The 17358-nt window shown below is 68.0% G+C and carries 18 protein-coding genes and 1 pseudogene; 3 read left to right on the top strand and 16 right to left on the bottom strand.

Features of this window, described 5'->3' with window-relative positions; all coding sequences use genetic code 11:
• Window positions 1–40 precede the first annotated feature (40 nt).
• The 4 genes from J2S35_RS08780 to J2S35_RS08765 form a co-directional block, all read right to left on the bottom strand.
• Entirely contained in the window at window positions 41–1621 is a 1581-nt protein-coding gene (locus tag J2S35_RS08780) for a hypothetical protein (protein WP_309852370.1), read from the bottom strand.
• Entirely contained in the window at window positions 1606–2427 is an 822-nt protein-coding gene (locus J2S35_RS08775; protein ID WP_309852367.1) for an ABC transporter ATP-binding protein, read from the bottom strand. Before J2S35_RS08775 ends, J2S35_RS08780 begins: the two co-directional genes overlap by 16 nt.
• Before the next feature lie 72 nt (window positions 2428–2499).
• A complete protein-coding gene (locus J2S35_RS08770) occupies window positions 2500–3474 on the bottom strand; it encodes a co-chaperone YbbN (protein ID WP_309852366.1) in 975 nt (324 codons plus the stop codon).
• A 69-nt stretch (window positions 3475–3543) separates the two neighbouring features.
• Window positions 3544–5187, bottom strand: coding sequence for a hypothetical protein (locus J2S35_RS08765; protein WP_309852363.1), 1644 nt, complete (start codon window positions 5185–5187; stop codon window positions 3544–3546).
• A 190-nt stretch (window positions 5188–5377) separates the two neighbouring features.
• Between J2S35_RS08765 and J2S35_RS08760 the strand changes: the two genes are divergently transcribed.
• From J2S35_RS08760 to J2S35_RS08750, 3 genes are all read left to right on the top strand, one after another.
• Window positions 5378–6469: an AI-2E family transporter gene (locus tag J2S35_RS08760; RefSeq protein ID WP_309852360.1), complete on the top strand. Its 1092-nt coding sequence runs from the start codon at window positions 5378–5380 to the stop codon at window positions 6467–6469.
• Window positions 6470–6521: 52 nt separating this feature from the next.
• Window positions 6522–7217 carry an endonuclease NucS gene (nucS, locus tag J2S35_RS08755; RefSeq protein ID WP_309852357.1) on the top strand — a complete coding sequence of 232 codons (696 nt, stop codon included), beginning with the start codon at window positions 6522–6524 and terminating at the stop codon, window positions 7215–7217.
• A gap of 334 nt (window positions 7218–7551) precedes the next feature.
• Window positions 7552–7755, top strand: a complete 204-nt coding sequence (locus tag J2S35_RS08750; protein ID WP_309852355.1) for a cold-shock protein — start codon at window positions 7552–7554, stop codon at window positions 7753–7755.
• A gap of 237 nt (window positions 7756–7992) precedes the next feature.
• Here J2S35_RS08750 and J2S35_RS08745 read toward each other — a convergent pair whose 3' ends face one another.
• The 12 genes and pseudogenes from J2S35_RS08745 to J2S35_RS08690 all read right to left on the bottom strand — a co-directional run bounded on the left by J2S35_RS08745 (window position 7993) and on the right by J2S35_RS08690 (window position 17354).
• Entirely contained in the window at window positions 7993–8370 is a 378-nt protein-coding gene (locus J2S35_RS08745; RefSeq protein WP_309852351.1) for a DUF2550 family protein, read from the bottom strand.
• 115 nt (window positions 8371–8485) lie between these two features.
• Window positions 8486–8794, bottom strand: coding sequence for a F0F1 ATP synthase subunit epsilon (locus J2S35_RS08740; RefSeq protein ID WP_309852347.1), 309 nt, complete (start codon window positions 8792–8794; stop codon window positions 8486–8488).
• 2 nt (window positions 8795–8796) lie between these two features.
• Entirely contained in the window at window positions 8797–10257 is a 1461-nt protein-coding gene (gene atpD / locus J2S35_RS08735) for a F0F1 ATP synthase subunit beta (protein ID WP_309852344.1), read from the bottom strand.
• Between the two features lie 71 nt (window positions 10258–10328).
• On the bottom strand, window positions 10329–11222 hold the full coding sequence (locus J2S35_RS08730; protein WP_309852342.1) for a F0F1 ATP synthase subunit gamma: 894 nt from the start codon (window positions 11220–11222) through the stop codon (window positions 10329–10331).
• Between the two features lie 96 nt (window positions 11223–11318).
• Window positions 11319–12851 (bottom strand): annotated as a pseudogene (gene atpA, locus J2S35_RS08725) (F0F1 ATP synthase subunit alpha); the annotation flags it as partial.
• A gap of 118 nt (window positions 12852–12969) precedes the next feature.
• Complete coding sequence (locus J2S35_RS08720; protein ID WP_309852340.1) at window positions 12970–13779, bottom strand: F0F1 ATP synthase subunit delta; 810 nt, start codon at window positions 13777–13779, stop codon at window positions 12970–12972.
• Entirely contained in the window at window positions 13779–14333 is a 555-nt protein-coding gene (locus J2S35_RS08715; RefSeq protein WP_309852336.1) for a F0F1 ATP synthase subunit B, read from the bottom strand. The genes J2S35_RS08720 and J2S35_RS08715 overlap by 1 nt, the downstream gene beginning before the upstream one ends.
• Before the next feature lie 59 nt (window positions 14334–14392).
• Window positions 14393–14596, bottom strand: coding sequence for a F0F1 ATP synthase subunit C (locus tag J2S35_RS08710; protein WP_309852333.1), 204 nt, complete (start codon window positions 14594–14596; stop codon window positions 14393–14395).
• A gap of 117 nt (window positions 14597–14713) precedes the next feature.
• A complete protein-coding gene (gene atpB, locus J2S35_RS08705; protein WP_309852330.1) occupies window positions 14714–15508 on the bottom strand; it encodes a F0F1 ATP synthase subunit A in 795 nt (264 codons plus the stop codon).
• 138 nt (window positions 15509–15646) lie between these two features.
• Window positions 15647–15862: a hypothetical protein gene (locus J2S35_RS08700; protein ID WP_309852328.1), complete on the bottom strand. Its 216-nt coding sequence runs from the start codon at window positions 15860–15862 to the stop codon at window positions 15647–15649.
• On the bottom strand, window positions 15859–16317 hold the full coding sequence (locus tag J2S35_RS08695) for a hypothetical protein (protein ID WP_309852326.1): 459 nt from the start codon (window positions 16315–16317) through the stop codon (window positions 15859–15861). The genes J2S35_RS08700 and J2S35_RS08695 overlap by 4 nt, the downstream gene beginning before the upstream one ends.
• Window positions 16314–17354, bottom strand: coding sequence for an MraY family glycosyltransferase (locus J2S35_RS08690; protein ID WP_309852323.1), 1041 nt, complete (start codon window positions 17352–17354; stop codon window positions 16314–16316). The genes J2S35_RS08695 and J2S35_RS08690 overlap by 4 nt, the downstream gene beginning before the upstream one ends.
• Window positions 17355–17358: the final 4 nt, after the last annotated feature.

The following is a 17358-nucleotide window of genomic DNA, read 5'->3' as shown; positions in this document are numbered from 1 at the left end:
GTCTATGCGCTCGCCCCCGCCGTGGCCCGGCGGGCCCTCGCTACGCGTGGTCCAGGGCGATGAGGCTCTCAAGGTGCCGCGTCGACCTCGCCTCCCAGAGCCGCGCCCCCACCCAGAGTCCGACGACGACAGCCGTCGTGCCGAGCCCCAGCCCGAGAGCGATTCCGCCCGCGAGCAGCCCCGCCGAGTCCTGGGCCTGGCCGAGGCGCACGAGGATGAGCGGCCCCGCCATGACGAGGCTCGTGACGGCCATGCCGCCCAGCTGGAGGAGCATCGGCAGCAGGCCGTTGCCTCGGGAGCTGAAGACGGAGTCGCCCGGCAGCACGGTGCGCTGGACGAAGAGGCCGCTCATGACGAGGCCGAGCCCCATGGACGTGAGGGCCGTCGAGAGGACGATTGTCGCATTGGCGAGGCCCCGCACCGGGTCCGCCGAGGCGATCCCCTCGATGACGCCGTAGAGGGCAGCGCCCGCGACGGTTGCGATCCCGTAGCCCGCGAGGCGCCCGCCGAGCTGGGTCTTCCCCCTCACGCCGGCGGCGATGTAGACCCAGTGGGCCGTCGAGTCGTAGGAGACATCGAGCGCCATGCCCCAGCCCAGCATGAACCCAAGGAATAGGAGCCAGAAGATGCCCATCCCCTCTCCGAACATGCGGCTCTGGACGACGACGATGACGATGATCAGGGGCACGGCGATGATCGTCAGGGAGTACCGGGGGTCCCTGCGCCAGGAGAGGAGGCTGCGGCCCGCCACGGCGCCGAGGACGCCCCCGCCGAGTCGGTCGAAGATCGTGGCCTTGACCGCGCCCTTCTTCCCTGGGGCCGGCCCAGTGGTGCCGAGGGAGGGCTCCGCGAGCTGCCGGCGCAAGGCGCGCGACCACAGCCACACCGCCGCTGCCAGCGAGGCGAGTGTTATGGCGAGTCGCACGGCCAGCACTCCCCATGCGCCGCCCTGGGCGTCGGCGCCCAGCGCCCACGGGGCGCCCAGCGGCGTCCAGCCGACGAACCGGGAGGCGACGCCCGCAACGTCCGGGGACGAGAAGAGCCACGAGGCCGCCAGGATGAGGGGGCCCAAGAGCATGAGGCCCACGAAGAGGACGGCCATGCTCGACTCCCGGAACAAGCGGGTCGTCGCCAGCGAGGCAAGCGCGGTCGTCACGAGCCGCGCCAGGACGAGGGCCAAGAGCGCACCGAGGATCCCGCCGAGCAGGCCGAACACCGCGCCAGCCGCCGTCGTCGACGTGGGGAGGACCCAGGAGAGGCCGAGGAGGAGCGTCAGGATGCCCGCGGGGGTGACCGCGCCGCCGAGGACGAGGCCCGCGATGAGGGAGGGCATGGGGACCGACATGGTCGCGAAGCGGGCGGGGTCGAGTGTCTCGTCGAGGCCCGTCACGAGCGGCGGCACGACGACCCACGCCAGGACGATCAGCGCGCCGGCCGTGGGCAGGACGGCGGCCACCGTCTCATGGCTCGCCATCCGCAGAAAGGCGAGGCCGGTGATGGCGAAGACGGCGGCGCCGAGAGCGTAGAGCCCGCCGAGGATCGTCGCGACGAGCGCGCCCGTGCTCCGCGTCAGGAGGTTGCGCTGGAGGCGCAGGGAGAGGCGGATCAGTGTTCCAACCATGCCAGCCCCTCCCCCGAGCGGCGCCCGCCCACGAGCTCGATGAAGCGCGACTCGAGGTCCTGTCCCGCGCGGACCTCGTCCACGGTTCCGGAGGCCACAAGGCGGCCGCCGGCGACGATCGCCACGTGGTCGCACATGCGCTGGACGAGGTCCATGACGTGGCTCGAGACGATGACCGTGCCCCCGCCCGCGACGAAGTGCGCGAGGACGTCCCGGATGTTCGCGGCCGAGACCGGGTCCACGGCCTCGAACGGCTCGTCGAGGACGAGGAGGCGCGGGGCGTGGATGAGGGCGGCCGCGAGCGTGATCTTCTTCTTCATGCCGGCCGAGTAGTCCGTCACGAGCTTGCGCGGCTCGGCAGTCAGGTCCATGAGCTCGAGGAGGTCAGCGGCGCGCTCCTTGACGGTCCCCTGATCGAGGCCCCGCAGCCGGCCGGTGAACTCGAGGAGCTCGGGGCCGGTCAGGCGGTCGAAGAGGCGCAGCCCGTCCGGCATGACGCCGAGGAGTTGCTTGGCGGCATCCGGCTCGCGGAGGATGTCCTTCCCGTAGACGAGTGCCGTGCCGGCCGAGGGGCGCAAGAGGCCCGTCGCCATGGACAGGAGGGTCGTCTTGCCCGCGCCGTTGGGGCCTACGAGGCCGAAGAAGGAGCCGCTCGGCACCTCAAAGGACACGGAGTCCACGGCGAGGACCTGGCCGAACGCCTTGCTCAGGCCCTCAACGGACAGAGCGGGATGCGCGGAGACCGGCCCGGAGCCATGCGGTACGACGGGCGGCAGGGATGCAGATGGAGCGGTGTCGTCAGTCATGCCTCCAACATATCGAGGACCCCGCGCCCGCCGCGTCCCCCGGAAGGATGACCGGGCTCCGCGCGGGCCGTCCTAGAAGAGGGCGGCCGCGAGGCGGCGACGCGCCGGACCCACCGCCGGGTGCTCCGGCCCCACGAGCTCGAAGTGCTCCACGAGCCGTGCCCGGGCGGCCTCGCGCTCGTCCCCCGCGTGCGAGGCGACAAAGCGCAGCAGGCGCGTGAAGGCGTCCTCAACGTGGCCGTTCGTCAGGTCGAGGTCGGCGACGAGAAGGTGCGCCTCGATGTCGTCCGCGTCCCCCGCCGCGCGCTCGCGAATCCCTTCGGGGACATCGGCGATGCGCTCGAGCAGCTGGGCGTTGAGGAGGCCCTGCCGGGCCACGGCGTCCGCCGGTCGCTCTGCCAGGACGCCCTGCCAGATCCGCTGCGCCTCGGCGTAGTCGCCGCGGCCGATGGCCTCCAGCGCCGCGTCCTCCTCGGGCGAGGACGCGGGCTCCTCCGCCGCAGGCTCGTCGTCGGACTCCCCTGCCGGCACGCTTCCGGTGACCCCGTGCTCGTCCGCGAGGCTCGTCAGCTGGGTGAAGATGTCGTCCCAGTCGGCGGGCGGCATCCCCTGGTAGATGGGGACCGGCTGGCCCTTGATGAGGGCGACGACGGCCGGCACGGTCTGAAGCTGGAAGGCCTGGAAGACGCCCGGGGCGTCCTCGCCGCGGACCCGGCCCAGCACGAACCGGCCGCCGCGCGCCGCGACGAACGGCAGCAGGTCGTCGATCGCCGCGTCAGAGCCGGGCACCTGGTCCGCGTAGAGGCCGACCATGACGACGACCTGGTGCGAGAGCTGGAGGACCTGCTCGAAGCTCGCGTCGTTGACGTCCACGACGAATCGCGCCGAGTCCGCCGCCGGCGCGCTGCCGGACGGCGACGAGGCCGCGGACGCCGATGCAGCCGAGCGGGCGCGATCCGCGAGGGCAGAGAGGTCCACGGCGCCGCGCAGGGCCGCGCTTTCGAAAGCAGAGGGGGAGGATGACGAAGGGCCGGGTTGCACTGACATGTATCTCAATGTAACCCGGCCCCGCCGCAGGAATCGAACCCCGGCGCCCGCCCTGTGACGGGCCTCGCGCTAGCCCTTGCGAGCCCCGATGAGGTCCTGGTCGACGCCCGTGACGACGACCTTCTCACCCGAGCCCCGCTTGGGCACGTACATCATGACGGACTGGCCGTAGGAGACCTCGACCGGCCCCTTGACGCTCGCGGCCCCCACGAGCTTCTCGTACGGCGTGCCGCTCAGCTGGACGGAGCCGCCGGACTCCTTCGGGGATGCGGTGTACAGCATGTTGAGGTATCCGAACACCATGACGCCGCCGTCCGCGGTCGGGAAGGCCCGGGCCTCGTTCCAGTCCACGGCCTGTCGGATCGTGCTGTTGACGCCCCCCGCGTTCTTCGTCACCGACTTCTGGAAGTCGATGAGGTCCTTCTGGAACGACGTGGACTCGAAGGCTCCCTTCGAGGGCCCCTCGGGGTGGTCGAGGACGTCGGCGAGGGCCTGCAGCGAGCGCGCGGGGGTGAGGACACCCCGGCCGTCGTCGAGCCCCACGGCCCGAGAGCCCGGCTCGTTGTCCGGCTTCGGGAACTTGGCGCCGGGAAGCATCGACATCGTGTCGCGGAGGACGTAGTCGTCCTGCGCGCGCTTCTGCTCCAACACGAGAGCCACGGGCAAGTCCTGCGGCCCGTCCTGGACGACGGCGACCACACTGCGCGGGAACTCATCGGAGAACGGCACCATGCTCGTGACGATCTTCGTCGCGATCGGCGCCGGCGGCGCAATAGAGGAGTTCTTGGCGCGCATCGCGTACGTCCCCGCGCGGAGCGTCTTGGCGGCGCCGGTGAATCGGCCGGTCAGCGCCGACGCCGACTGCGCCTTGTCTGCCTTCTCCGCGTCCGCGGAGACGGCCTTGACGATGCGCTCCAGCTGCTGTCCGCTCACCGTGGGCGTGTAGTCTTGCGCGCCCGCTGACGCGCTGGGGGAAGCGGCCGACGGCGCCGGGCTCGTCGAGACCGCCGCCGGCACGGCGAACGAGCCCGCCAGCGCCATGGCCAGGAGAGGGGAGACAGCCTGCGCGCGGTGCGAGCCGCGGGCGACTCGAACGGCCTCGCGGGCACGCGGCGACGACCCAGCCGCCAGGCGATCGTCGTCGCCCTTGCGCCGCATGAGGAGCCAGGCGAGCAGCGAGCCCAAGGCCACGAGGAGGCCGACGATCAGGAGGGGAAGGCCCCAGGGCTGCGCGACCTCTACGTCCTTGCTCACCGTCAGCGACGACGGGAGGGGGGCGCCCTCGCTGCCTGTGATGACGACGTCGTAGCGCTGATTGTCCCGCACGGGGTCGATGTGCTGCACGGTGCGCCCGCGCTGGACGGCCGTCGTCGCGAAGATGTCGGTCGAGGCCGGTGCGAAGGCCGCTGCGGCCGTGCCCTCCGTCGACGCCGAGAGGTCGCCGCCCGCACGGGAGACGACCGTCTGCTGCGCGTCCCCGGCCCAGGCCTTGACGTCCAGGGAGCGGATGAGGGACACGTTCCACGGGCCCTGCCCGTCGATGGTCAGGTCCAGGCCGTCCTGGCCGCCGACCTCGGCGGGGATGCGCAGGATCTTCGAGTGCTCACTGCCCGCAGGCATGGCCACGTTGACCGTGGACTGCTCCGTGGTCTTCAGGAAGGTGAGGCCGGCGGCGCCGACCAGGGCGAGAAAGAGGCCGACGATGGCGGCCACGATGGGTAGTTTTGTTCGCACGACTCGTACCTGACGTCTCAGAGATGGGGATAGCAGCCCGTCGCCGCTCTGGGCACGGGAAAATGGCCAGATTCCATCGTATCGAACGCCCGCCTCGGCGCGGGCGCCGGGCCCGATGCCTCACCGACCGGGCCGGGAGGCGAGGACGCCCGTGGACTATCGTGGACAGGTGAGCAGTTCTTCCCTCCCCCAGCAGCGAAATCGCCCCCACGACCACCGCGGGCTGCGGCCCCAGGGCCCCTTGGCCGTGGGCTTCTTCGGCACCGTCGGGGTCGGCCTCGCTCTCCTCTTGTACTACATCTTCGACCACACCGGCCCCCTCCCGATGTGGATCACCGCCGCCCTCTTCATCGCCCTGGGCCTCGACCCGGTCGTCCGGTTCCTCCAGAACCGGAAGGTGCCCCGCGGCGCCGGCGTCCTCATCGTCTTCCTCGGCGTGGCGGGCGTCGTCGCACTCTTCGTCAGCCTCATCGTCCCCGTGACGGTCAGCCAGCTGACCATGTTCTTCCAGTCCCTCCCGCGCACGCTCGAGGAAGCGACCCAGACGCCCACGTTCCAGAAGATCAACTCGGCGATCGGCGTCCAGGACCAACTGACACAGGCCATCAACAAGCTTGCGAAGGACGCCACGAACCCCGGCGGCCTCATCGAGCGGGCCATCTCCGCGGGGCAGGCCATCGTCAACGGACTCTTCGGCACCCTGATCGTCCTGGTGCTGACGCTGTACTTCCTCGTCTCCCTGCCGACGATGAAGAGTTGGTTCTACAGCCTCGTTCCCAGCTCGCGGCGCAAGCGGGTCTCCGAGCTGACCGAGGACATCACGAAGTCCGTCGGCTCGTACGTTCTCGGCCAGACGACCGTCGCGGCCCTCAATGCGACGTTCGCGCTCATTGTCATGCTCATCGTGGGCGTCCCCTTCCCCTGGCTCTTCTTCTGCGTGGTCGCCCTCCTCGCCGTCATTCCTCTCGTGGGGCCGCCGATCGCCCTCGTCGTCGTCTCTCTCGTCGCCCTGACGGAGGGGTGGGGCACCGCCGTCGGCTTCGCCATTCCCTATATGGTCTACCTCCAGGTCGAGGCCTACCTGATCTCACCGCGCATCATGCAGCGCGCTGTCTCGGTTCCGGGGCCGGTCGCGGTCATCGCGGTCATCGCGGGCGGCTCCGTCCTCGGCGTCCTCGGGGCGCTCATCGCCATCCCGACGGCGGCGGCCGTGATGCACCTCCTCCGCGAGGTCGTCATCCCACGCCAGGACAGGCGCTAGAACCTCCCCGGAGCCGGGCGGGAAGCGCCCCCACGCCGTAGAGTGGGATCTCGTGCGACTACTCATTGCCGATTGCTCAGTGGACTACATCGGGCGCCTCAACGCCCACCTCCCCCTTGCCCGACGACTCATCGTCGTCAAGGCGGACGGCTCCGTCCTCGTTCACTCCGACGGCGGCTCCTACAAGCCGCTCAACTGGATGTCGCCGCCCGCGCGCCTGCGCATCGCCACTCCGGAGGAAAGCGGGGCCGGCGAGGGCGTGGCTGAGTCGTGGATCGTCCAGCACGCCAAGAGCGACGACAAGCTCGTGATCCACATCCACGAGGTCCACTCGGACTCCGAGCACGAGCTTGGAGTCGACCCAGGGCTCGTCAAGGACGGCGTCGAAGCTGACCTCCAACGCCTCCTGGCCGAACAGATCCATCGCCTCGGCGAGGGGTTCACCCTCGTCCGCCGCGAGTACCCGACCGCCATCGGCCCGGTGGACATCCTCGCGCGCGACGCGACAGGCGGCTGCGTCGCGGTCGAATTGAAGCGGCGCGGGGACATCGACGGCGTGGAGCAGCTCTCCCGGTACCTCACTCTCCTCAACCGTGACCCGCGCCTGGCGCCGGTCCGAGGGGTCTTCGCGGCGCAGCAGATCAAGCCCCAGGCGCGGGTTCTCGCGGAGGATCGCGGCATCACGTGCCTGACGCTGGACTACGACGAGATGCGCGGCGTCGACGACTCGCACACCCGCCTGTTCTGATCCAATCCGCACCTCAGGGTTTGGCCATTATTCACCCAGGATCCATTTATGGGCTTTTCGGCACCCGCCTGAAATCCTCGCTCAAATGACCGGCATCCCGCGAGAAATGAGCCAGATCTCGGCCATTCGCGCCTGAGCCCGAGCAGGCCATGCGGCGCCTCAGGCAATTGACAAGCCCTCAAGGGCGTGCCATGCTTACAGAAGCGGCCCGTCATCCAGGCAGGTCGTGAAAGCGTAGGGCACCATTTGCATTACCAGCTAAACCCTTCTCGCTTTTTATCTCACTCACGCGTTCCAAGAACATTGGTCCGCATAATGCTTGAAGGAGCACATCATGGCTGAAGGAACTGTCAAGTGGTTCAACGCTGAAAAGGGCTTCGGGTTCATCACCCCGGACGGCTCGAACGACGATGTTTTCGTCCACTACTCCGAGATCTCCACGAACGGATTCCGCACGCTCGAGCCCGAGCAGCGCGTTTCCTTCGAGATCGGCGAGGGCGCCAAGGGCCCGCAGGCCACCGGCGTCAGCCCCCTCTAAGCACTCGCGTCTCACCGGCGCTTCGCGCCCCTCGGCTCCGGCCTTGAGCGACCGCGCCTGAGATAGCAGGAAGGGCCCGCACACAATGTGTGCGGGCCCTTTCGCATGCCCAGAGGACGCCTGGGGGCCGATCAGGTAGACCATGCGCCCCGTGGGCGCTCGTGGGCACCGTGGGCGCTCCTTGGGGACCGTAGCCGCTGCTGGGCACCGCGGGCGCCCGTCCTGCCAGTCCCCCAGCTACTCCCGCCAGTCCCCCAGCCCGACGACTCCGAGCGCCTCGATCCACGCGCACACCCCGGCGGAGGCCGCGAAGTCCATGGCCAGGAACTCGTCGTAGACGAGGTCTGGAGACGAGAAGCGGACGACGACCCACCCGTGCCTCTCAGGACCGCCGGAGTCCCGCACAGAGCGCGTGAGGGCAGACTCGGGGGCGAGGCGCTGCATGTCCAGCCGCCTCCTGCCCAGGCGCAGGCAGGAACCAGGGCGCACCGACGCGTCCTTGTACCAGTGGATGGCGTCGGGGCGCGTATGGGCTGTCCCCTCGTGCCAGACGCCGTCGCGCAGGAGGAGAGCCGGGAACGCACCAAGGGTGCGCCGCAGTTGCCTGCGACGCACCCTTGATGCCATTCGGATTCCGAGCGTGCCGAAGAGCGCAAGGCCCGCAAGGGCTGCGCAGACTCCGATCAACCAGAACCCGTGGTGATTCATGCTGGTGCTAGAGAATCACCATCTATGAAGCGACAGAGACCGGCCCTGCGGCGGGGGCCTCTGTCCGTGTGCAGTTGTCCGCTACGACGATCACGCGGCCGCCATCGCCCTCGACGGACAGGAATCCGCCGTCGGCGTGGAAGTGCTCGCGCGCGCCGCCCGCCGCGGCCACGACGAGCTCGCCCGCGCCCAGGACGGCGAGGAGGGGCTGGTGCCCCGGCAGGATGCCGATCTCGCCTTCCGTGGTGCGCACGCGGATCATCGACGCCGCGCCGGACCAGACCTGAGAGTCCGGCGCGACGATCTCAACGTGAAGTTCGGAAGCGGCCATGGCTACTTCGTCGACTTCTGGATCTCAGCCCACTGGCGCTCGACGTCGTCCATGCCGCCGACGTTGAAGAAGGCCTGCTCCGCGATGTGGTCCACATCGCCGTTGCAGATGGCGCGGAAGCCCTCGATGGTGTCCTTGATGGACACGGTGGAGCCTTCGACGCCGGTGAACTGCTTGGCGGTGTAGGTGTTCTGCGAGAGGAACTGCTGGATGCGACGAGCTCGCGAGACCGTCACCTTGTCCTCCTCGGAGAGCTCATCGACGCCGAGGATGGCGATGATGTCCTGGAGCTCCTTGTTCTTCTGGAGGATCTGCTTGACGCGGACCGCCGTGTCGTAGTGATCCTGACCGATGTACTGCGGGTCGAGGATGCGGGAGGTCGACGTGAGCGGGTCAACGGCCGGGTACAGGCCGCGCGAGGCGATCTCACGGGACAGCTCGGTCGTCGCGTCGAGGTGCGCGAACGTCGTGGCCGGGGCCGGGTCCGTGTAGTCATCGGCGGGGACGTAGATGGCCTGCATCGACGTGATCGAGTGGCCACGCGTCGAGGTGATGCGCTCCTGGAGGAGGCCCATCTCGTCGGCAAGGTTCGGCTGGTAGCCCACGGCGGACGGCATGCGGCCGAGCAGCGTGGAGACCTCAGAACCGGCCTGCGTGAACCGGAAGATGTTGTCGATGAAGAGCAGCACGTCCTGGTTCTGAACATCGCGGAAGTACTCCGCCATGGTCAGGGCCGAGAGGGCCACGCGGAGTCTCGTTCCCGGCGGCTCGTCCATCTGGCCGAACACGAGGGCCGTGTCCTTGAGGACGCCGGCCTCTTCCATTTCGACCCAGAGGTCGTTGCCCTCACGCGTGCGCTCGCCGACGCCGGCGAACACCGAGGTGCCGCCGAAGTTGCGGGCCACGCGAGTAATCATCTCCTGGATGAGAACGGTCTTGCCGACGCCTGCGCCGCCGAAGAGGCCGATCTTGCCACCCTTGATGTAGGGCGTGAGGAGGTCGATGACCTTGATGCCGGTCTCGAGCATCTCCGTCGAGCCCTCGAGCTGAGCGAAGTGCGGGGCCTTCCGGTGGATGGGCCAGCGCTCGGAGACCTGAATCTCAGAGTTCGGGACGTCGAGGGCGTCGCCCAGGACGTTGAAGATGTGGCCCTTGACGCCGTCGCCGACGGGCACGGAGATCGAGTCACCCGTGTCCTGGACGATGGCACCGCGAACGAGGCCGTCGGTCGCCTGGAGGGAGATTGCACGCACGAGGTTGTCGCCGAGGTGCTGCGACGTCTCGAAGGTGATCGTGCTCTCTTCACCGTTCAGGTTGATGGTGGTGGTCAGGGCGTTGTAGATCGCCGGCATCGCGTCGGAGGGGAACTCGACGTCGACGACCGGCCCGATGACACGAACGATACGGCCCGTGGCACCAGAGGGAGCGGCAAGCTCAACGTGCTCAACAGTGTGGGCAGTCATCTCTCTCACTTCTCAGGTTGATGGCAAAAACGGTCAGGTTGCTGGGCTGCTTCGCCCGGCATGAGGTGTGGTTAGGCGCTGAGCGCGTCGGCGCCGGCAACGATCTCGGACAGCTCCTGCGTGATCTCCGCCTGGCGGGCGTTGTTGCGCAGTCGCGTGAACTTCTTGATGAGCTCCCCGGCGTTGTCGCCGGCAGCCTTCATGGCTCGCTGACGCGCCGCCAGCTCACTGGCCGCCGCGAGAAGCATGGCGCTGAAGACCTTGGACTCGATGTAGCGCGGCATGAGCTCGTCCAGGACGCTGTAGGCGTCTGGCTCGAACTCGTACAGCGGCAGCGGGCCGGCAGCCTTGGCCTCGGCGTCGACCTCGTCCTTGGTCAGGGGCAGGAGCATCCCGGAGGTGGGCTCTTGGACGACCATGGAGTCGAAGCGCGTGTAGACGAGGTGGACGTCGTCCACTCCCCCGTTCTCCGATCCCTTGACGAACTGCTCGAGGAGGGCCTCGCCGATCTCGACGGCCGTCTCGTGGACGGGCGCGTCCGTGTTCCCGGTCCAGAACGCCTTGTACGGCATCTGGCGGAAATCGAAGTATGCCTGTCCCTTGCGGCCATAGAGGTACACATCGACGTCCTGACCGGCAGCCTGGAGCTGCTCAATGAGCGCCTCGGCCTCCTTGAGGACTGACGAGGAGTAGGAGCCGGCAAGCCCGCGATCGCTCGTCATGATGAGGACCGCGGATCGCTTCACAACGGCCCGCTGGGTCGTGAGCGTGTGGTCGATGTCCGCCTGGGCGGACACGGCGGCCACCGCGCGCGAGATGGCATCCGCGTACGGGCCCGCAGCGGAGACGCGCTGACGCGCCTTGCCGATGCGAGAGGTCGCGATCAGTTCCATCGCCTTGAAGATCTTGGCCATCGACTGGGTCGACTTGATCTTCTCGCGGTAGACCCGAATCTGGGCTCCCATGCTCTTCCTTTCTTGCCCACCCGGCCCGGGGCGTCGTCTCGACGCCCCGGGACCGAGGGATCAGCGGCCTTAGTTGGCTGTCGTCTCGCTCGGCTGGAAGCCGGACTTGAACTCGGACATCTGGGCCTTGAGCTCGTCAACCGTGGAGTCCTCGAGCTTGCCGGTCTCGGCGAGCGTGGTGAGGACCTGGCTGCGGTGGCGCAGGTGACCGATGAACTCCGACTCGAAGCGGCGGACGTCGGCGACGGGGATGTCGTCGAGGTAGCCGTTCGTGCCGGCCCACACCGAGACGACCTGGTCTTCGACCGGGTACGGCTGGTACTGGCCCTGCTTGAGGAGCTCCATGAGGCGCGCGCCTCGCGTGAGCTGCTGGCGCGAGGCGGCGTCCAGGTCCGAGGCGAACATGGCGAATGCCTGCATGTCGCGGTACTGGGCGAGCTCGAGCTTCAGCGTGCCGGAGACCTTCTTCATGGCCTTGACCTGCGCTGCGCCGCCGACTCGGGAGACGGAGACACCGACGTCGACCGCCGGGCGCTGGTTGGCGTTGAAGAGGTCCGACTGCAGGAAGATCTGGCCGTCGGTGATGGAGATGACGTTGGTCGGGATGAACGCCGAGACGTCGTTGGCCTTCGTCTCGATGATCGGCAGACCCGTCATCGAGCCCGCACCGAGCTCGTCAGAGAGCTTGGCGCAACGCTCGAGGAGGCGGGAGTGCAGGTAGAAGACGTCACCCGGGTATGCCTCGCGTCCCGGCGGACGGCGGAGGAGGAGGGAGACAGCGCGGTAGGCCTCAGCCTGCTTGGAGAGGTCATCAAAGACGATGAGGACGTGCTTGCCCCCGTACATCCAGTGCTGACCGATCGCCGATCCGGCGTACGGGGCGAGGTACTTGAAGCCGGCCGGGTCGGAGGCCGGCGAGGCCACGATGGTCGTGTACTCCAGCGCGCCGTTGTCCTCGAGGGTCTGGCGCACGGCCGCGATCGTCGAGGCTTTCTGACCGATGGCGACGTAGATGCAGCGAACCTGCTTGTTGACGTCGCCGGACTCCCAGTTGGCCCGCTGGTTGATGATGGCGTCCACCGCGATGGCGGTCTTGCCGGTCTGGCGGTCGCCGATGATGAGCTGGCGCTGTCCGCGGCCGATCGGGATCATGGCGTCGATGGCCTTGATGCCGGTCTGAAGCGGCTCGTGAACCGACTTGCGTTCGGTCACGCCCGGCGCCTGAAGCTCGAGGGCGCGGCGGCCCTCGGGGACGATCTCGCCGAGGTCGTCGATGGGCTGACCCAGCGGGTCAACGACGCGGCCGAGGAAGTTGTCGCCGACGGGGACAGAGAGGATCTGCCCCGTGCGCTGAACTTCCTGGCCCTCTTCGATCTTGTCGAAGTCGCCGAGGACGACGACGCCGATCTCTCGCGTGTCGAGGTTCTGGGCGAGGCCCAGGGTGCCGTCCTCGAAGCGAACGAGCTCGTTCGCCATGACGGACGGAAGTCCCTCGACGCGAACGATGCCATCGCTCGCGGTGATAACGCGTCCGACCTCTACGCGGTCGGCCTTGCCCGGCTCGTATGACGCCGCGAACTCGTTCAACGCACTGCGGACGTCATCGGCATTGATGGTCAACTCGGCCATCTGTGCTCCCTGCTCTCCGTGTCTTGGGATTCGCTCCATGGTGCCGGCTCTGCCGGAGTGATCCGGAGCGGATCGTCGTGTACTGCTCCCGCCCGGCTTGGGCCGGGGACGGGGGTGACTAGCTCGCTAGCCGCTGCTTGAGGCGGTTGATGTGCGCGAGGGCCGAGGAGTCGATGACCTCGTCCCCGACGGTGATGCGCACGCCGCCGATGAGCGACGGGAGCGTCGTCGCGTTGATCTTCAGTTCGCGGCCGAAGTAGCGCGTGAGCGCTTCAGCCAAACGCTGACCCTGCTCCGGGGTCAGCTCCTGCGACGTCTCCACGTGCGCGATCCACAGGTTGTGGCGGGCTGCCACGAACTGCGAGAAACGCTCCACGAGGGTGACGACCTTGAGCCCGCGGGGGCTCAGCACTGCCTGCGTGATCAGGACACGAGCGGGCTCGGACACGTGTGCCGTGAGCCCCTGCGCGAGTCGTTCACGAGATTCGCGGGGAGCCGAGACCATGCTCAGCGCCCGCTGCAGCTCGTGGCTGTCACCGACAGCGTTGCGGAAGGCGAACAGCTCGTCCTCGAGCCGTGCGATGCCGGTCTCGCCGCCGCGCTCTGCCACGAGGCAGGTCGCGTCGACACCGAGCGTCTCGAACGTATCGAGGAAGTCGCCCATGGAGGAGAAACGGCTTCCGGCAACCTGCGCAGCGAGATCGACGACGATGTCCGACACCTGGCCACTGAAGAGCCGCCGTGCCAGTGCACCACGCTCTTCCGTGCTCCGGGCCGGGTCCGTCAGGGCCCGCTGGAGGGCCGGGTTTTCGTCGAGGACACCCAACACGCCGAAGAGGTCCGTTGCCGTCTTCAAGGAGACGGAGTCGCGGCTTCCCTCCAGCGCTGCCCGCGCCGTTGCCAGCGATTCACTCGAGACGCTAGCCATCAGCGGGTCACACCTGCGCTCGTCGAGGACTCGAGGTCCGCGATGAAGCGGTCAACGACGCGCTGCGAGCGTGCGTCGTCCTCGAGGGATTCGCCGACGATCTTGCTCGCGAGCTGCGTTGCCAGCGTGCCGACCTCGCTCCGGAGCGAGACGAGTGCAGCCTGGCGCTCGGACTCGATCTGGACGTGGGCCTGCTCCGTGATGCGAGCAGCATCCGCGGCGGCGCGGGCCTTGAGCTCCGCGAGAATCTGCGCGCCCTCGGCACGAGCCTCTTCGCGAATGCGGTTGGCCTCTGCTCGCGAGTCAGCGAGCTGGCGCTCGTACTCTTCGAGCTTGGCGTTGGCCTCGGCCTGAGCCCGCTCGGCCTTCTCGATGCCGCCTTCAATTGCCGCCACGCGATCCTGGTAGACCTTCTCGAACGCCGGAACGACGAACTTGACGACGATGTAGAGGAGGACCAAGAACGTAATGGCCGCGACAATGATGTCCCACGTGGCCGGAACGATCGGGTTGATCTTGCCCTCAGCCGCGATGACTGAAAGAGATTCCTTCATGAGTTCACCCATCCTTAAGGGTCAACGAGCAATAATGATTGCCTCGCACCTGGGACGGACTAGAGAACGAACGCGAGAACCAGGCCGAGGATGGCGAGGGCCTCGGTCAGCGCGAAGCCGAGGAGGGCGATCTGGTTGAGGACCGCGCGGGACTCGGGCTGGCGAGCAACACCGTTGATGTACGCCGCGAAGATGAGGCCGACGCCGATGGCGGAGCCGATTGCCGCGAGACCGTAGCCGACGAGGTTGAGGTTGCCTTCCATTGTGTTTCCTTTCGATGCCAAGGACTCTTACCTTGGAGGTTTAATTGGGAGGTCATCCCCCCGCAAGCGGGGGAAAACTAGGAATCTGTGAGCTCCGGCGGCTGAACCGCACGGGAACTAGTGCGCGTCAGCGTGCTCGGCACCCTGAATGTAGATCGCCGTGAGGAGCGCGAAGACGAAGGCCTGGAGAACCATGATGAGGGCCTCGAGGAGTCCCATGGCCACGGCGCCGCCGATGACAAAGATGCCCGCGCCCTTGAGGAAGAGGTTTTCCTGGACCGTGATGAGGTACTCGGCACCCGTGGCACCGAGGGCTGCGATGAGGTGGCCCGCCAGCATGGTGGCCATGAGTCGCAGCGAATGTGTCACGGGCCGGACGATGAAGTTCGAGATGATCTCGATCGGCACGAGGATGAACAGAAGCATGAAGGGGACACCCGCGGGGACGACCATGAGCTTGAAGAACTTCAGGCCGTACTTCTTGATGCCGACCCCGACCCACGTCACGTAGATCATGGCTGCGATGGCATAGGCGCTGCCCACGTGAGAGAAGCTCGGCAACTGGAGAATCGGGATGAGCCCGAAGATGTTGTTGACGAGGACGAAGAAGAACACCGTGAACAGGAGCGGGACCCACTTGAGGAAGCCCTGGCCGATGATCTCGCGGCCCAGGGAGTTGCGCACGAATGCGTAGCCCTCCTCCGCCACGAACTGCAGCTTGCCCGGCACCATGGCTCGGTGGCGGATGGCCACGAGGAAGAAGCCGGCGATGAGGATCACCGAGAGAACGAGGAGCAGCATCTGCTTCGTGAGCCCGAAGTCCCCAATCTCGAAAATGGGGGGCAAGTGAAGATCTTCCAGGGTCGGAGGAACAAACTTCTCCGCCCCGGCCGGGAGTGCAAGCGCGTTCAACGCGTTTCCTCTCTGCTGTGTCCGTCGTCGGGCAACGTCCGCCCTGTCTTGTGTCAGGGAAGACTTGGTTTCGCGGCGTTCTGAGCGGCTTCCCCGAGAAGTCCCCGGGGGCCGCACTGTTCGTCCTTGAGGGCCTCGTCAGGGACGGTCTTCGGAGTCTGCCGGGGGTTGCCCGGCGTTCTTCTCGTCCATCCTCTGCCGCAGGAAAGCCATGTAGACCCCGCCAGCCAGACCGACCAACAAGCCTACGTATCTCAGGAAGTTCACATGGAACAGCGCATCCAGCCCCCAGCCTATCAAAAACCAGGCGATGAGACCGCCGAGGATGTACTGAACGAGGTAGGAGGCCTTCATCGCCGTCCCCTTTCGACCGTCGGAGTCGAGTCGCCGGTTGGCGAGTCGAAGAGCAGAACCCGGGAGCGCGCGACCGCACGGAAGGCGACGGCTTGCCACATCAGCACGGCCACGCCCGCGGCCAGAACCGCAGGAACAGGACGCAGCCAACCAGGCGCGCTCAACGTCAAGACCAGAATCGCAACCACGAAGACCTTCAGCACGTAGACAGCGATACCCGCAAAGACAATGCCCTGCCCCAGGCGCGGCGCCAGCACGGCCATGATCACGGCCGAGGCGCCGAAGGACACCCACACCACGCCGACGCCGAGAAGCGCCGACAGGCCGGCGTCGTGGCCAGGAAGAAGCGCCCAGGCCCCGGCGAGCACCGCAAGCGCGAGGGACGCCAGGCTCCCCGTCTTGAGCTGATCCCAGTGCTGGCGCCCGATGGCGGCGCCGCCCGTATCCGTGGTCACGAGACTCCTTCGCGGTGCGGGCGGGAGGGGCCGCGCAGTGCGCGCACCGCCTCGGGCAGCACCAGGTAGATGATGATGGCCGCCACCGTGGCGAAGGCGGCAACGTTGAGCCGGTTCCCCTGGCCAGACGCGCCGAGCGTGCCGAGGACGCACGTCAGCACCGTGAAGCCGATGACCGTGCCCGCCGCGCCCACGTGGGAGAAGCCGACGTCGGTCAGCCGCTGGTAGACATGCTCGCGGTGCGAGAGGGTGACCTGTGCGCCGGTGATGACCCGCCGGGCAAGGGTGTAGCCCGTGTCCGCGAGATAGATGAGGAACGGTGCGGCGACGCGCTCGATCGGCACACCGACGAAGAACGCGCCGAGCGCAAGGGCCGCGAGCGTTCCCCCGAGCAGGTACGAGCCGGAGTCCCCCATGAAGGAGGCGGGCCAGCGGAACCAGCCGAAGTTCCACGGCAAGAAGCCGACGAACGCGCCAGCAAGGGTGAGGCCCGCGATGGCGAGCCACGGCTCCGCGTACTCGGCCCCCTGCAGGGCGAAGAACCCACCCGCCACAAGCCCGTACAGGCCCGAGATTCCATTCACGCCGTCCATGAAGTTCACGGCGTTGACCAGCACGGGCACCGCGGCCGCGCCCGCGAGGAGGAACCACGGGCTGATGTCGACGGACGCGAGCATGATGGCGCACGTCACGAGGCCGATCCCGGCCTGGACGGCCATGCGCCCAACAATGGACACCCCCCTCAGGTCCTCCTGCCACCCGAGCGCCCCGCACGCGAGGCCGCAGGCGAGACTCGCCCAGCCGAGGCCCGCGCTCTCGAGGCGGTGAGAGAGGTAGAGGGCAGCCGGCGTCGCAATGGCCATGGCGAGCACGCACGAGAGACCGAGACCGCGCACCACCGTCCCCACGTGCGAGGAGCGCGCCGAGGCGACGTCCACGACTCCGAGGCGCTCGAGGCGAGGCCGCAGCCACACGGGCGCCGCGAGGGACGCGAGCAGCGAGAGCGCTGCCGCGACGAGAAGGTGGTCTGAGTGCATGCCG

This window comes from Falsarthrobacter nasiphocae (assembly GCF_031456275.1).
GTDB lineage: Bacteria > Actinomycetota > Actinomycetes > Actinomycetales > Micrococcaceae > Falsarthrobacter > Falsarthrobacter nasiphocae.
The sequence above is the reverse complement of the archived record's forward strand: the minus strand, read 5'-3'. Positions and strand labels throughout refer to the sequence as shown.

Bases quoted from the DNA above. Each gene is read 5' to 3' on its own strand.
- J2S35_RS08780 (WP_309852370.1), bottom strand. From the start codon at position 1,621: ATGGTTGGAACACTGATCCGCCTCTCCCTGCGCCTCCAGCGCAACCTC.
- J2S35_RS08775 (WP_309852367.1), bottom strand. From the start codon at position 2,427: ATGACTGACGACACCGCTCCATCTGCATCCCTGCCGCCCGTCGTACCG.
- J2S35_RS08770 (WP_309852366.1), bottom strand. From the start codon at position 3,474: ATGTCAGTGCAACCCGGCCCTTCGTCATCCTCCCCCTCTGCTTTCGAA.
- J2S35_RS08750 (WP_309852355.1), top strand. From the start codon at position 7,552: ATGGCTGAAGGAACTGTCAAGTGGTTCAACGCTGAAAAGGGCTTCGGG.
- J2S35_RS08740 (WP_309852347.1), bottom strand. From the start codon at position 8,794: ATGGCCGCTTCCGAACTTCACGTTGAGATCGTCGCGCCGGACTCTCAG.
- atpD (WP_309852344.1), bottom strand. From the start codon at position 10,257: ATGACTGCCCACACTGTTGAGCACGTTGAGCTTGCCGCTCCCTCTGGT.
- J2S35_RS08730 (WP_309852342.1), bottom strand. From the start codon at position 11,222: ATGGGAGCCCAGATTCGGGTCTACCGCGAGAAGATCAAGTCGACCCAG.
- J2S35_RS08720 (WP_309852340.1), bottom strand. From the start codon at position 13,779: ATGGCTAGCGTCTCGAGTGAATCGCTGGCAACGGCGCGGGCAGCGCTG.
- J2S35_RS08715 (WP_309852336.1), bottom strand. From the start codon at position 14,333: ATGAAGGAATCTCTTTCAGTCATCGCGGCTGAGGGCAAGATCAACCCG.
- J2S35_RS08710 (WP_309852333.1), bottom strand. From the start codon at position 14,596: ATGGAAGGCAACCTCAACCTCGTCGGCTACGGTCTCGCGGCAATCGGC.
- J2S35_RS08700 (WP_309852328.1), bottom strand. From the start codon at position 15,862: ATGAAGGCCTCCTACCTCGTTCAGTACATCCTCGGCGGTCTCATCGCC.
- J2S35_RS08690 (WP_309852323.1), bottom strand. From the start codon at position 17,354: ATGCACTCAGACCACCTTCTCGTCGCGGCAGCGCTCTCGCTGCTCGCG.